Source organism: Pseudomonas sp. PS01299, assembly GCF_029960145.1.
In the GTDB taxonomy this organism is placed as follows: Bacteria; Pseudomonadota; Gammaproteobacteria; order Pseudomonadales; family Pseudomonadaceae; genus Aquipseudomonas; species Aquipseudomonas putida_A.
On the sequence record NZ_JASCPO010000173.1, the window covers coordinates 1 to 12,484 of the forward strand.

Consider the following 12,484-nt stretch of genomic DNA (forward strand, 5'->3'; position numbering starts at 1 on the left):
CCGAAACCGCGTCGCTGCCAGCGCGAGCAGGCTCACTCCTACAGAAGGGCGCGTTCCAATGTAGGAGTGAGCCTGCTCGCGATGGGGCCTATTCAGACGCTACAAAAAAACGGCCTCCCACTGCGGAGGCCGTTTTGCATTCAAGATTTGCGGCTTTTCTTGCGCCGCGCCCATTGCCGCGCCACCCACCAGCGCCAATACAGCATCACCGTGAAGTAGGCGAGGATGCCGAGTATCAATCCGCACACTACCGACCCGAGCAAAAACGGCTGCCACATGGTCGACAACTCTCCGCTGATCCATTCCCAGGTCAACGAATCGGGCAGGGTGCGGGCGGGCACATTCATCAACCAGGCTCCGGCCTGATAAGTACAGAAAAACACCGCCGGCATGGTGATCGGGTTGGTCAGCCACACGAGGCTGACGGCAATCGGCATGTTGCCGCGCACGGTGATCGCCAGTGCCGCCGCCACCAGCATCTGCGCCGGAATCGGTAGGAACGCCGCGAACAGGCCGACGGCCATCGCCCGGGCCACCGAGTGCCGATTGAGGTGCCAGAGGTTCGGGTCATGCAGCAACTTGCCGAGAAAGCGTAAGGATTTGTGTTCCCTGATGCTCGTCGGGTCGGGCATGTAACGTTTGAATAAGCGCCGGGGCATAAGGCTTCTCGGTCGGTTAAGGCGGCAAGTATGTCTGGATTCTACGAAGCGCCCATTCAGACTTTGTGACAATTGTTGACGACGACCCGCCCTCATACCAGCTACCCCTAATGCACGAACTCTCAAGGACGGGCTTATGCGCACAGGGATGATGGCGCTGGCAGTCGGTCTGCTGGTTCCGGTTTTTTTGCCGGTTTTACCGCCGGTCGGGTTGATGATGTTGTTGCCGTTGGTGGGACTGATGTTGCTGCCGTTTCGCAGCTATCCCGTGGCGTTTCTGCTGTTCGGTTTCACCTGGGCGTGCGTCAGTGCGCAGGGGGCGTTGAATGATCGCCTGCCGGAAGCGCTTGACGGCGAAACCCGTTGGGTCGAAGGGCGGGTGGTCGGTTTGCCGCAAACCAGCCAGGGCGTGGTGCGGTTCGAGTTGGCCGATGCCCGCTCGCGACACGAAAAATTGCCGTCGTTGATGCGTCTGGCGTGGTACGCCGGGCCGCCGCTCAACAGCGGTGAGCGCTGGCGCCTGGCGGTGAAGCTCAGGCGCCCCGGTGGTTTGCTCAATCCCGACGCCTTCGATTACGAAGCCTGGCTGTTGGCGCAACGCATCGGCGCGACCGGCACGATCAAGGATGGTCAGCGCCTGGCCGAGGCAAACTGGGCATGGCGCGACAGCATTCGTCAGCGCTTGCTGGCAGTCGATGCCCAAGGCCGGGGCGGTGCATTGGCGGCACTGGTGCTCGGCGACGGCTCCGGGCTCAGCCGCGAGGATTGGCAGATCCTGCAGGACACCGGCATCGTGCATCTGCTGGTGATTTCCGGTCAACACATCGGGATGTTGGCGGCGGTCATCTATCTATTGGTCGCCGGGCTGGCGCGCTACGGCTGGTGGCCGCTGCGCTGGCCATGGCTGCCATGGGCCTGTGGGCTGGCGTTTGCCGCGGCGCTCGGTTACGGCTTGCTCGCCGGGTTTGATGTGCCGGTGCAACGGGCCTGCGTGATGGTCGGGCTGGTGTTGTTGTGGCGCCTGCGCTTTCGCCATCTCGGCGCGTGGTGGCCGCTGTTGCTGGCATTCGATGCGTTGCTGTTGCTCGACCCGTTAGCCAGTTTGCGTCCGGGTTTGTGGCTGTCGTTCGCCGCGGTGGGGATTTTGATTTTCACCTTCGGCGGGCGACTCGGTGCGTGGAAATGGTGGCAGACCTGGACCCGCGCGCAATGGCTGATTGCGCTGGGTCTGTGCCCGGTGTTGCTGGCGCTGAACCTGCCGATCAGCCTCAGCGGGCCATTGGCAAATCTGCTCGCGGTGCCGTGGGTCAGTCTGCTGGTGCTGCCACCGGCGCTGCTCGGCACGCTGTTGTTGCCGGTGCCTTACGTCGGTGCAGGCTTGTTGTGGCTGGCCGGTGGTTTGATCGACTGGCTGTTTCGCGGCTTGTCGCTGATCGCCGGGGCCTGGCCGGCGTGGATCTCGCCGTCGCTGCCGTGGTGGGCCTTGTTGATTGGCTGTCTCGGCGCCGTGTTGTTGCTGTTGCCGCGTGGGGTGCCGTTGCGACCGTTGGGCTGGCCGTTGCTGTTGATTCTGCTGGCGCCGCCGCGCGAGCGAGTGGCCGATGGACTGGCCGATGTCTGGCAGCTCGATGTCGGTCAGGGCCTGGCGATCCTGATCCGCACGCGTCATCACGCGTTGCTCTACGACGCCGGTCCACGCTTCGGCGATTTCGATCTGGGGGAGCGGGTGGTGCTGCCGGCGCTGCACAAACTGGGGGTCAACCGCATCGATCTGATGCTGCTCAGTCATGCCGATGCCGACCATGCCGGTGGTGCGCTGGCAGTATCGCGGGGCCTGAAAGTGACGCGGGTGATCAGCGGCGATTCGCCGGGTCTGCCCGCCATCCTGCGGGCCGAGGCCTGTGAAAGCGGGCGCCAATGGCAGTGGGACGGGGTCCGGTTTCAGCTGTGGCAATGGCCGGCGGCCCATGACAGCAATCAGCGCTCTTGCGTGTTGCAGATCGAGGCCAATGGCGAGCGGCTGCTGCTGACCGGCGATATCGACACGGCTGCCGAACGGGGTCTGCTGGAGAGTCCGTTGGCGCTGCCGACGCACTGGCTGCAGGCACCGCACCATGGCAGCCGCAGTTCCTCTTCGATGGCTTTGCTGCGGGCATTACGTCCGCATTCGGTGCTGATCTCCCGGGGGCAGGGCAATTCGTTCGGTCATCCGCACCCGCTGGTGCTCGCGCGTTATCGCCAGCAAGGGCTGCGCATCTACGACAGCGCGCAGCACGGCGCCATTCAACTGCGCCTGGGCAGCTTTCAGGCGCCGTGGCTGATGCGTCAACAACGGCGTTTCTGGCGGTGAAACACCATTGATCGCGAGATCGCCGAATGCGGCATCAGGTCGTCGGGGCAGCGGGTCTTAATCGCCAACCGGTATGGTAAAGTGGCGCACTTTTTCGAGGGGACTGTCACTGTGTGGGAATTGGTCAAATCCGGCGGCTGGATGATGTTGCCGATCATTCTGAGTTCCATCGCGGCCATGGCGATTGTCGCCGAGCGCCTGTGGACCCTGCGCGCCAGCCGCGTCACCCCCGAGCATCTGCTGGGTCAGGTCTGGGTCTGGATCAAGGACAAGCAGCTCAATAAAGAAAAACTCAAGGAATTGCGCGCCAACTCGCCGCTGGGTGAAATCCTCGCCGCGGGCCTGGCCAACTCCAAGCATGGTCGCGAGATCATGAAGGAATGCATCGAAGAAGCCGCCGCGCGGGTGATTCACGAGCTTGAACGCTACGTCAACGCGCTGGGCACGATTGCCGCCATGTCACCGTTGCTGGGCCTGCTGGGCACGGTACTGGGCATGATCGACATTTTCAGCGCCTTCACCGGTTCCGGCATGACCACCAACGCCTCGGTCCTGGCCGGCGGTATTTCCAAGGCACTGATCACCACCGCTGCGGGCCTGATGGTCGGTATTCCGTCGGTGTTCTTCCACCGTTTCCTGCAACGCCGCATCGATGAGCTGGTGGTGGGCATGGAGCAGGAAGCGATCAAACTGGTCGAAGTGGTGCAGGGCGACCGTGACGTCGATCTGGCCGGGGACAAAGCGTGAAATTCCGTCGCAAACCCCGGGAAACGATCGACATCAACCTCGCGTCGCTGATCGACGTGGTGTTCATCCTGTTGCTGTTTTTCGTCGTGACCACCACCTTCACCCGCGAGACACAGTTGCGCGTCGATCTGCCGGAATCGGTCAGCGGTTCGCCCGCCGAAGACCAGCAGCTCAAGCAACTGGATGTCGCGATCAGCGCCGAAGGCGTGTTCTCGGTGAACAACAAGATTCTGCCGAAAAACGACCTGGCGACCCTGATGGAAGCCATGCAGAAAGAAGCCAACGGTGACACCAACATGCCGTTGTCGATCAGCGCCGACGGCAAGACCCAACACCAATCGGTGATCACCGCCATGGACGCGGCCGGCAAGCTCGGTTTCAGCCATCTGCGCATGACCACGGTCGAGGCGGCGCCCAAATCCTGATGAGCCTGTCCGATCGTTTGCTCGCCGCGTGGTATCAGGGGCATCCGGCCCTGACGCTGCTGCGGCCGCTGGAAATGCTCTATCGCCGCGTGGTGGTCAACAAGCGTCAGCGCTTTCTCGACGGTGAAGGCCAGATCTATCAGCCACCGGTGCCGTTGATCGTGGTCGGCAACATCACCGTCGGCGGCACCGGCAAGACGCCAATGATTTTGTGGCTGATCGAGCATTGCCGACGCGCCGGTCTGCGGGTTGGTGTGGTCAGTCGCGGTTACGGCGCCAAACCGCCGCAACTGCCGTGGCGGGTCACCGCCGAGCAGAGCGCCGAGATCGCGGGCGACGAGCCGCTGTTGATCGTGCAGCGCACCGGCATACCGCTGATGATCGACCCTGATCGCAGCGCGGCGGTCAAAGCCTTGCTCGCCAGTGAACCGCTGGACCTGATCCTGTCTGACGACGGCATGCAGCATTACCGTATGGCGCGGGATCTGGAGCTGGTGCTGATCGACGCCGCCCGTGGTTTGGGCAACCAGCGCTGCCTGCCGGCCGGTCCGTTGCGCGAGCCGATCGAACGCCTGCAAAGCGTCGATGGCGTGCTGTTCAACGGTGCCACTGCGGATCGCGAAGATGGCTTCGCGTTTCGCCTGCAACCGACGGCGCTGGTCAATCTGCGCAGTGGCGAGCGCAAGCCGCTCGATCATTTTTCGCCCGGTCAATCGGTGCACGCGGTGGCCGGGATCGGCAATCCGCAACGTTTCTTCAATACCCTCGAAGCGCTAGACTGGCGAGCAGTCCCCCATGCGTTTGCCGACCACGCCGAATACAGCGTGCAGGCCTTGAATTTCACACCGTCATTGCCGTTGGTGATGACCGAAAAGGACGCGGTGAAGTGCCGTGCCTTCGCAGCAGACGACTGGTGGTATCTGGCGGTCGATGCCGTGCCGTCACCGGCCTTCGTGGCCTGGTTCGACACCCAATTGATGCGCCTGTTGCCCGATCGTCTTTTGCCTTAACTCTTCATCCAGGGAATGTTCATGGACACCAAATTGCTCGACATCCTCGCGTGCCCGATCTGCAAAGGCCCGCTCAAGCTCAGCGCCGACAAGACCGAACTGATCAGCAAGGGCGCCGGTCTGGCCTATCCGATCCGCGACGGCATCCCGGTGATGCTCGAAAGCGAAGCGCGCACCCTGACCACTGACGAGCGTCTGGATAAATGACCACTGCTTTCACCGTTGTCATCCCGTCGCGTTACGCCTCGACCCGCCTGCCGGGCAAACCGCTGCTGGATATCGCCGGCAAGCCGATGATCCAGCATGTCTGGGAGCAGGCGAGCAAAAGCAGCGCCAGCCGTGTGGTCGTCGCGACTGACGATGCGCGCATCGTCGAAGCCTGCAAGGCGTTCGGCGCGGAAGTGGTGCTGACCCGTGAAGATCACAATTCCGGCACCGATCGTCTAGCTGAGGTCGCCGCCAAACTGGGCCTCGAGCCTGACGCGATCGTGGTCAACGTGCAGGGTGACGAGCCGCTGATCCCGCCAAGCGTGATCGATCAGGTTGCCGCCAACCTCTCCGCCCACACCGAAGCGCGCATGGCCACCCTGGCCGAGCCGATCGAAAACGTCGAAACCCTGTTCAACCCGAACGTGGTCAAGGTCGTCAGCGACCTCAACGGCCTGGCGCTGACCTTCAGCCGCGCCACCTTGCCGTGGGCCCGCGATGCCTTCGCCAAGAGCCGCGAGCAGTTGCCGGAAGGCGTGCCGTATCGTCGCCACATCGGCATTTATGCCTACCGCGCAGGCTTCCTTCAGGACTTCGTGAGCTGGGGCCCGTGCTGGCTGGAAAACACTGAATCCCTCGAACAACTGCGTGCCTTGTGGCATGGCGTGCGGATTCATGTCGCCGACGCGTTGATCGCGCCGCCAACCGGCGTCGACACCGTTGAAGACCTCGAGCGCGTTCGTCGCCTGCTGGAGGCCTGATGCGCGTTCTGTTCGTGTGCCTGGGCAACATCTGCCGTTCGCCCACTGCTGAAGGCGTGCTGCGCCACAAATTGCGCGAAGCGGGGCTGGCGGATCAGGTCGAAGTGGCGTCCGCCGGCACCGGTGACTGGCACGTCGGCAATCCGCCGGACAAGCGCAGCCAGGCTGCAGCCAAAGTGCGTGGTTATGACCTGTCGGCGCAACGCGCGCAGCAGGTCAGCCGCGCCGATTTCGCCAGTTACGACCTGATTCTGGCCATGGACAACAGCAACCTGCGCAACCTCAAGGCGCTGCAACCGTCCAGCGGCAAGGCCGAGCTGGACCTGTTCCTGCGCCGTTATGCCGGTGTGGTCGATGAAGTGCCGGATCCGTACTACGACGGCGATCAAGGCTTCGAGCAGGTGCTGGACCTGATCGAGGCAGCGTGTGACCAACTGTTGATCGAAGTGAAGGGCCGGTTATGAGTTTGCAGCTTCAATCACAGGTTTCGCTGAAACCGTTCAACAGTTTCGGCGTCGACGTTCGCGCGCAGTTGTTCGCCGAGGCCCACAGCGATGCCGACGTGCGCGAAGCGCTGGCCTATGCAACTGCCCATGACCTGCCATTGCTGGTGATCGGCGGCGGCAGCAACCTGCTGCTGACCGCAGACATTCCGGCGCTGGTGTTGCGCATGGCCAGCCGTGGCATTCGGTTGATCAGCGATGACGGCAGTCGCGTGGTGATCGAGGCTGAAGCCGGCGAACCGTGGCATCCGTTCGTGCAGCACACGCTGGCGCTGGGTTTTTCCGGTCTGGAAAACCTCAGCCTGATCCCCGGCACCGTGGGCGCGGCGCCGATGCAGAACATCGGCGCCTACGGCGTCGAGATCAAGGATGTGTTCGCCGGGCTGACCGCGCTGGATCGCCAGACCGGCGAGCTGCGCGACTTCAGCCTGGAAGAATGCAACTTCGCCTACCGCGACAGCCTGTTCAAGCAGCAGCCGGGGCGTTGGCTGATCCTGCGGGTGCGCTTCAAGCTCGATCGTGTTGCGCATCTGCATCTGGAATACGGCCCGGTGCGTCAGCGCCTGACCGAGCAAGGCATCGAGCAACCGACACCCAGCGACGTCAGTCGCGCGATCTGCAGTATCCGCAGCGAAAAATTGCCGGATCCGGCGGTGCTCGGCAATGCCGGCAGTTTCTTCAAGAATCCGCTGGTGTCGGCCGCGCTGGTCGAGCAGATCAAGGCGCAGCACCCGGATCTGGTGGCCTATGCGCAAGCGGACGGCCAGATGAAACTGGCCGCCGGCTGGTTGATCGAGCGCGCTGGCTGGAAAGGTTTCCGCGAGGCCGATGCCGGCGTGCATAAATTGCAGGCGCTGGTGCTGGTCAACTACGGCACCGCGACCGGTCTGCAGTTACTCGATCTGGCGCAACGCATCCAGAAAGATATTGCCGAACGTTTCAATGTCGAACTGGAAATGGAGCCGAACCGCTATTGAGGCTACGCTTCAGGTCGGTATCCAAAGCCCTGCACTGAACAAAAAGTGCAGGGCTTTTTTGTTAACGGTGGGTTAACTTAGCCAGCTAACGATAACCGTCATTTGCTCCACCAAAGGCCCGGTGCAGACGTTCGCGTCGGCACAAGAGAGCCTGTGCCAACCACATATCAGTCAGCGATGACCCTGTGGCGAGGGAGCTTGCTCCCGCTGGGGCGCGTAGCGGCCCCGCTTTCAAGAAGGGCCTGCTCCGCAGTCCAGCGGGAGCAAGCACCCTCGCCACAGGCTCAGTGTTCGGCTTCACTGATGTGTATTGGCCCATTAGCCTGAGTCGATCTGCGTGAACCACCGCCAGTTCTGCTCGACCCCATAACCACCAAGAATATGCGGGCGTGCCCATGATTACCCTGAAACTCAATGGCCAGGATCACCCACTGGATGTCACCGAAGACATGCCGCTGCTGTGGGCAATCCGTGATGTCGCCGGTTACAACGGCACCAAATTCGGCTGCGGCATGGGCCTGTGCGGTGCCTGCACCATTCATATCGACGGCTTGCCGGCGCGCAGTTGCATCACGCCGATCGGCTCGGTGATCGGGCAAAACGTCACCACCATCGACAATCTGCACGCCGATCCGGTCGGGCAGGTGGTGCAGCAAGCCTGGCTCGATAGCGCCGTGGCGCAGTGTGGTTTTTGTCAGGGCGGGCAGATCATGTCCGCCACCGCGTTGCTCAAGACCAACCCCGATCCGAGCGACGAGCAGATCGAAGAGGCAATGGTCGGCAACATTTGCCGGTGCGGCACCTACAACCGGATCAAGACCGCGATCCGCCAGGCCTCGACTCACTTGAAGGAGGCCAAGGCATGAGCCGCTTGCCGAATGATTTCGCCCTGAGCAATCTCAGCCGCCGTGGCTTTCTCAAGGGCGTCGGCGCCACGGGCGCATTGGTGCTGGCCGCGAGCTGGGGCTGGCAGGACGCACTGGCTGAAGACAAACCGAAGAAGTTCGGTGCCGACGGCATGCCCAACGGATGGATTGACGATCCCAAGGTCTACGTCAGCATTGCCGCAGACGGCACGGTCATCGTGGTCTGCAACCGCTCGGAAATGGGCCAGGGTGTGCGCACCAGCCTGACCATGGTGGTTGCCGATGAACTGGACGCCGATTGGGCCAAGGTCAAAGTGCAACAGGCGCCGGGTGACGAAGTACGTTTCGGCAACCAGGACACTGACGGTTCGCGCAGCATGCGTCACTGGTATGAACCGATGCGCCGCTGCGGCGCGGCGGCCCGGACCATGCTCGAACAAGCCGCCGCCGCGCAGTGGCAGGTGCCGGTGGGCGAGTGCCAGGCGCAGCTGCACAAAGTCATTCACAAACCATCCGGTCGCGAGCTGGGTTACGGCGAACTTGCCGCTGCCGCCAGTGCGTTGGCGGTGCCGGCGCGTGACAGCCTGCGCCTCAAGCAGCCGTCGGAGTTCCGCTACATCGGCAAGGAAGGCACCAAAGCCATCGACGGTGCCGATATCGTCAACGGGCGCGCGGTGTACGGCGCGGACGTGCATTTCGACGGCATGCTCTACGCCACCATCGCGCGTCCGGCGGTGTATGGCGGCAAGGTCGAGTCGCTGGATGACAGCGCCGCGCTGAAGGTTCCGGGTGTGCTGAAGGTCATGCAGATCGAGAGCCGTCCGCTGCCTTCGGAATTCCAGCCGCTGGGCGGCGTAGCGGTGATTGCCAGCAATACCTGGGCGGCGATCAAGGGCCGCGAGGCGCTGAAGATCGAATGGGACGACGGCCCCAATGCCAGTTATGACTCGATCGCTTATTGCAAGGAACTGGAAGCAGCGTCGCGCAAACCCGGCAAAGTGGTGCGCAACACTGGCGATATCGACAAAGCCCTGAGCGGCGCCGCCAGCAGCCTCGAAGCGTCCTATTATCTGCCGCATCTGGCGCAGGCACCGATGGAGCCGATGGTCGCCATCGCTCGCTACGACAAAGGTGTGTGTGAAGCGTGGGCGCCGAGTCAGGCGCCGCAGGTGACTCGCGAACGCATCGCCGAGCGCCTCGGGCTGCCGTTCGACAATGTCACCTTCAACGTCACGCTGCTCGGTGGCGGTTTCGGCCGTAAATCGAAGCCGGATTTCGTCGTCGAAGCAGCGATCCTTGCCAAGGAGTTCCCCGGTAAAGCCGTGCGGGTGCAATGGACCCGCGAGGATGACATCCACAACTCGTATTTCCACACGGTGTCCGCCGAGTATTTGAAAGCCGCTGTCGGCAAGGACGGCATGCCCTCCGGCTGGCTGCATCGCACAGTGGCGCCGAGCATTACGGCGCTGTTCGCCCCGGGCATGAACCATGAAGCGGCGTTCGAACTGGGCATGGGTTTCACCAATATGGCTTACGCGATTCCCAGCGTGCGCCTGGAAAACCCCGAAGCCACGGTGCATACCCGCGTCGGCTGGTATCGCTCGGTGTCGAACATTCCTCACGGTTTTGCGATTCAGAGTTTCGTCGATGAACTGGCGCACAAGGCTGGCGTCGATCCGCTCAAGTACCAGATCAAGTTGCTCGGCCCGGATCGGCAGATCGATCCGCGTACCCTGAGTGAGGAGTGGAACTACGGCGAATCCCCCGAGCGCTACCCGATCGACACCGGGCGCATGCGCACGGTATTGGAAACCGCGGCCAAGGCTGCCGGCTGGGGGCGCCAATTGCCCAAGGGCCGAGGCCTCGGTCTGGCGGTGCATTACAGCTTCGTCACCTATGTGGCGGCGGTGATCGAAGTCGAGGTCAAGGACGACGGTACGCTGATCGTGCACAAGGCTGACATCGCTGTTGATTGCGGGCCGCAGATCAACCCTGAACGCATTCGCTCGCAGTTCGAGGGCGCGTGCGTGATGGGCCTGGGCAACGCGGTGCTGGGTGAAATCAGCTTCAAGGACGGCAAGGTCCAGCAGGACAACTTCCATATGTACGAAGTGGCGCGCATGTCGCTGGCGCCGAAGGACGTTGCGGTGCATCTGGTGACGCCGCCGGGTGACGTGCCGTTGGGCGGAGTCGGTGAGCCGGGCGTGCCGCCGATTGCGCCGGCTCTGTGCAATGCGATCTTCGCCGCCACCGGCCAGCGCATCCGTAACTTGCCGGTGCGTTATCAGTTGCAGGGCTGGCAGAAGGCGCAGGCGTAATGGACAGCGCCGATCTCAACGTCCTGCGCAGCGTGCTTGAATGGCGCCGCGCCGGGCAGCGGGTGGTGCTGTTCAGTGTGGTGCAGACCTGGGGCACTGCGCCCCGGGCACCCGGCGCGATGCTCGCGTTACGTGAGGACGGCGTGGTGATCGGCTCGGTGTCCGGCGGTTGTGTCGAGGATGACTTGATCGCCCGTCTGCACGACGGGCGCATCGCCAGCGACGGCCCGCCAGTGCAACTGATTACCTATGGCGTCACCCGCGAGGAGGCGGCGCGTTTCGGCTTGCCCTGTGGCGGCACGCTGCGCCTGACCGAGGAGCGGGTCGCTGATCCGGCGTGGGTCGCCGAGTTGCTCGCCCGTTGTGAAAACCATGAGATTGTCGCCCGTGAGCTGAACGTCGAAACCGGTGAGGTTGTGCTGTCGGCGGCGAGCAAATCCGATGTGCTCGAATTCGATGGCAAGACCCTGCGCGCCATTTATGGTCCGCGCTGGCGTCTGTTGTTGATCGGCGCCGGGCAGCTGTCGCGTTACGTGGCGGACATGGCGCGGCTGCTGGATTTCGAAGTGCTGATCTGCGATCCGCGTACCGAGTTCGTCTACGGCTGGGAAGAGCACCACGGTCGCTTTGTCCCGGGCATGCCGGATGACGCGGTGTTGAGCATTCAGACGGACGAACGCACAGCCATCGTCGCGCTGACTCACGATCCCCGTCTGGATGATATGGCGTTGCTCACCGCGCTCGATTCGCCGGCCTTCTATGTCGGTGCACTGGGGTCGCGGGTCAACAGCCAGAAGCGCCGGGACAATCTGGCTCAGCTAGGCTTGTCAGAAGCCGCCATTGCGCGATTGCACGGGCCGATCGGTCTGCACATCGGCAGTCATTCGCCAGCGGAGATTGCTCTGTCGTTATTGGCGGAGATTGTGGCGATCAAGAACGGCGTCGAGTTGAAACAGAAGAAAGTCGTGGAGGGCGCATGAGTCGATCTATCGCAGTGATTGTGCTGGCGGCGGGCGAGGGCAGTCGCTTTCGCCAGGTTGCCGGTGCCGACAAGGACAAGTTGCTGGCCGATTGCACCGGGCGTGATGGCGCGGTGCGCTCGGTGATCGAGCAAGTGTTGCTGAATCTGCCGGCCAACCTCGACAAGCGGGTGCTGGTGACCACTGAAGCGCGGCCGCAGGCGATGCGCATGGCTCAGGCTTATGGCTGTGACGTGGTCTCGATTGAATCGACCGGGATGGGTGACAGTATTGCGGCTGGCGTTGCGGTTTGTCCGGATGCAGATGGCTGGCTGATCGTGTTGGGGGACATGCCGTTTATCCTGCCGTCGAGTATCGAGCGGGTGGTGGCGGCAATGACCGATGACGCGGTTAGTGTGCCGGTGCAGGAGGGCGAATTTGGGCATCCGGTGGGGTTCGGGCGTTCGTTCGGGCCGGGCTTGCAGGCATTGAGTGGTGATCGCGGCGCCAGGCCTTTGTTCAAGCAGGGCAGGGTGATTGAGATAGCGGTGGATGATCCCGGGGTGTTGTGGGATATCGATGTGCCCGATTCTCTTGTATTCCCCCAATCCTGAGCCTCCTGCAGAGCTTTTGTGGGAGCGGGCTTGCTCGCGAATGCGGAGCGTCAGTGACTTCCAGGGTGGCTGACACACCGCATTCGCG

Annotated in this window: 13 protein-coding genes; 12 read left to right on the forward strand and 1 reads right to left on the reverse strand. The window is 62.8% G+C overall.

Features of this window, described 5'->3' with window-relative positions; all coding sequences use genetic code 11:
• Positions 1-140 precede the first annotated feature (140 nt).
• A complete protein-coding gene (locus QMX91_RS22910; protein ID WP_098965042.1) occupies positions 141-659 on the reverse strand; it encodes a DUF2062 domain-containing protein in 519 nt (172 codons plus the stop codon).
• Between the two features lie 136 nt (positions 660-795).
• Here QMX91_RS22910 and QMX91_RS22915 point away from each other — a divergent pair, with 136 nt between their 5' ends.
• The 12 genes from QMX91_RS22915 (at position 796) to QMX91_RS22970 (ending at position 12,396) form a co-directional block, all read left to right on the forward strand.
• On the forward strand, positions 796-3,009 hold the full coding sequence (locus tag QMX91_RS22915) for a DNA internalization-related competence protein ComEC/Rec2 (RefSeq protein WP_282413426.1): 2,214 nt from the start codon (positions 796-798) through the stop codon (positions 3,007-3,009).
• 111 nt (positions 3,010-3,120) lie between these two features.
• Positions 3,121-3,756: a MotA/TolQ/ExbB proton channel family protein gene (locus QMX91_RS22920; RefSeq protein WP_003227083.1), complete on the forward strand. Its 636-nt coding sequence runs from the start codon at positions 3,121-3,123 to the stop codon at positions 3,754-3,756.
• Complete coding sequence (locus QMX91_RS22925; protein ID WP_027612340.1) at positions 3,753-4,181, forward strand: biopolymer transporter ExbD; 429 nt, start codon at positions 3,753-3,755, stop codon at positions 4,179-4,181. Before QMX91_RS22920 ends, QMX91_RS22925 begins: the two co-directional genes overlap by 4 nt.
• The gene (gene lpxK, locus QMX91_RS22930; RefSeq protein WP_097088470.1) at positions 4,181-5,191 is read left to right on the forward strand and encodes a tetraacyldisaccharide 4'-kinase; all 1,011 of its coding nucleotides are present in this window, start codon (positions 4,181-4,183) and stop codon (positions 5,189-5,191) included. The genes QMX91_RS22925 and lpxK overlap by 1 nt, the downstream gene beginning before the upstream one ends.
• Before the next feature lie 21 nt (positions 5,192-5,212).
• Positions 5,213-5,398 carry a Trm112 family protein gene (locus tag QMX91_RS22935; RefSeq protein WP_003174668.1) on the forward strand — a complete coding sequence of 62 codons (186 nt, stop codon included), beginning with the start codon at positions 5,213-5,215 and terminating at the stop codon, positions 5,396-5,398.
• Positions 5,395-6,159, forward strand: a complete 765-nt coding sequence (kdsB, locus tag QMX91_RS22940; RefSeq protein WP_282413427.1) for a 3-deoxy-manno-octulosonate cytidylyltransferase — start codon at positions 5,395-5,397, stop codon at positions 6,157-6,159. The genes QMX91_RS22935 and kdsB overlap by 4 nt, the downstream gene beginning before the upstream one ends.
• Positions 6,159-6,623: a low molecular weight protein-tyrosine-phosphatase gene (locus tag QMX91_RS22945; RefSeq protein WP_139054888.1), complete on the forward strand. Its 465-nt coding sequence runs from the start codon at positions 6,159-6,161 to the stop codon at positions 6,621-6,623. Before kdsB ends, QMX91_RS22945 begins: the two co-directional genes overlap by 1 nt.
• Complete coding sequence (murB, locus tag QMX91_RS22950) at positions 6,620-7,639, forward strand: UDP-N-acetylmuramate dehydrogenase (protein ID WP_282413428.1); 1,020 nt, start codon at positions 6,620-6,622, stop codon at positions 7,637-7,639. The genes QMX91_RS22945 and murB overlap by 4 nt, the downstream gene beginning before the upstream one ends.
• 395 nt (positions 7,640-8,034) lie before the next feature.
• Positions 8,035-8,505: a (2Fe-2S)-binding protein gene (locus tag QMX91_RS22955; RefSeq protein WP_282413429.1), complete on the forward strand. Its 471-nt coding sequence runs from the start codon at positions 8,035-8,037 to the stop codon at positions 8,503-8,505.
• Positions 8,502-10,823 carry a xanthine dehydrogenase family protein molybdopterin-binding subunit gene (locus tag QMX91_RS22960; RefSeq protein ID WP_282413430.1) on the forward strand — a complete coding sequence of 774 codons (2,322 nt, stop codon included), beginning with the start codon at positions 8,502-8,504 and terminating at the stop codon, positions 10,821-10,823. Before QMX91_RS22955 ends, QMX91_RS22960 begins: the two co-directional genes overlap by 4 nt.
• Positions 10,823-11,803, forward strand: a complete 981-nt coding sequence (locus tag QMX91_RS22965) for an XdhC family protein (RefSeq protein WP_282413431.1) — start codon at positions 10,823-10,825, stop codon at positions 11,801-11,803. Before QMX91_RS22960 ends, QMX91_RS22965 begins: the two co-directional genes overlap by 1 nt.
• Complete coding sequence (locus QMX91_RS22970; RefSeq protein WP_282413432.1) at positions 11,800-12,396, forward strand: nucleotidyltransferase family protein; 597 nt, start codon at positions 11,800-11,802, stop codon at positions 12,394-12,396. Before QMX91_RS22965 ends, QMX91_RS22970 begins: the two co-directional genes overlap by 4 nt.
• Positions 12,397-12,484: the final 88 nt, after the last annotated feature.

What these genes read in the sequence shown, in the direction of transcription:
- QMX91_RS22960 (WP_282413430.1), top strand. Translation starts at nt 8,502, where the DNA reads ATGAGCCGCTTGCCGAATGATTTCGCCCTGAGCAATCTCAGCCGCCGT.
- QMX91_RS22910 (WP_098965042.1), bottom strand. Translation starts at nt 659, where the DNA reads ATGCCCCGGCGCTTATTCAAACGTTACATGCCCGACCCGACGAGCATC.
- QMX91_RS22945 (WP_139054888.1), top strand. Translation starts at nt 6,159, where the DNA reads ATGCGCGTTCTGTTCGTGTGCCTGGGCAACATCTGCCGTTCGCCCACT.
- QMX91_RS22965 (WP_282413431.1), top strand. Translation starts at nt 10,823, where the DNA reads ATGGACAGCGCCGATCTCAACGTCCTGCGCAGCGTGCTTGAATGGCGC.
- QMX91_RS22935 (WP_003174668.1), top strand. Translation starts at nt 5,213, where the DNA reads ATGGACACCAAATTGCTCGACATCCTCGCGTGCCCGATCTGCAAAGGC.
- lpxK (WP_097088470.1), top strand. Translation starts at nt 4,181, where the DNA reads ATGAGCCTGTCCGATCGTTTGCTCGCCGCGTGGTATCAGGGGCATCCG.
- QMX91_RS22915 (WP_282413426.1), top strand. Translation starts at nt 796, where the DNA reads ATGCGCACAGGGATGATGGCGCTGGCAGTCGGTCTGCTGGTTCCGGTT.
- kdsB (WP_282413427.1), top strand. Translation starts at nt 5,395, where the DNA reads ATGACCACTGCTTTCACCGTTGTCATCCCGTCGCGTTACGCCTCGACC.
- murB (WP_282413428.1), top strand. Translation starts at nt 6,620, where the DNA reads ATGAGTTTGCAGCTTCAATCACAGGTTTCGCTGAAACCGTTCAACAGT.
- QMX91_RS22955 (WP_282413429.1), top strand. Translation starts at nt 8,035, where the DNA reads ATGATTACCCTGAAACTCAATGGCCAGGATCACCCACTGGATGTCACC.
- QMX91_RS22970 (WP_282413432.1), top strand. Translation starts at nt 11,800, where the DNA reads ATGAGTCGATCTATCGCAGTGATTGTGCTGGCGGCGGGCGAGGGCAGT.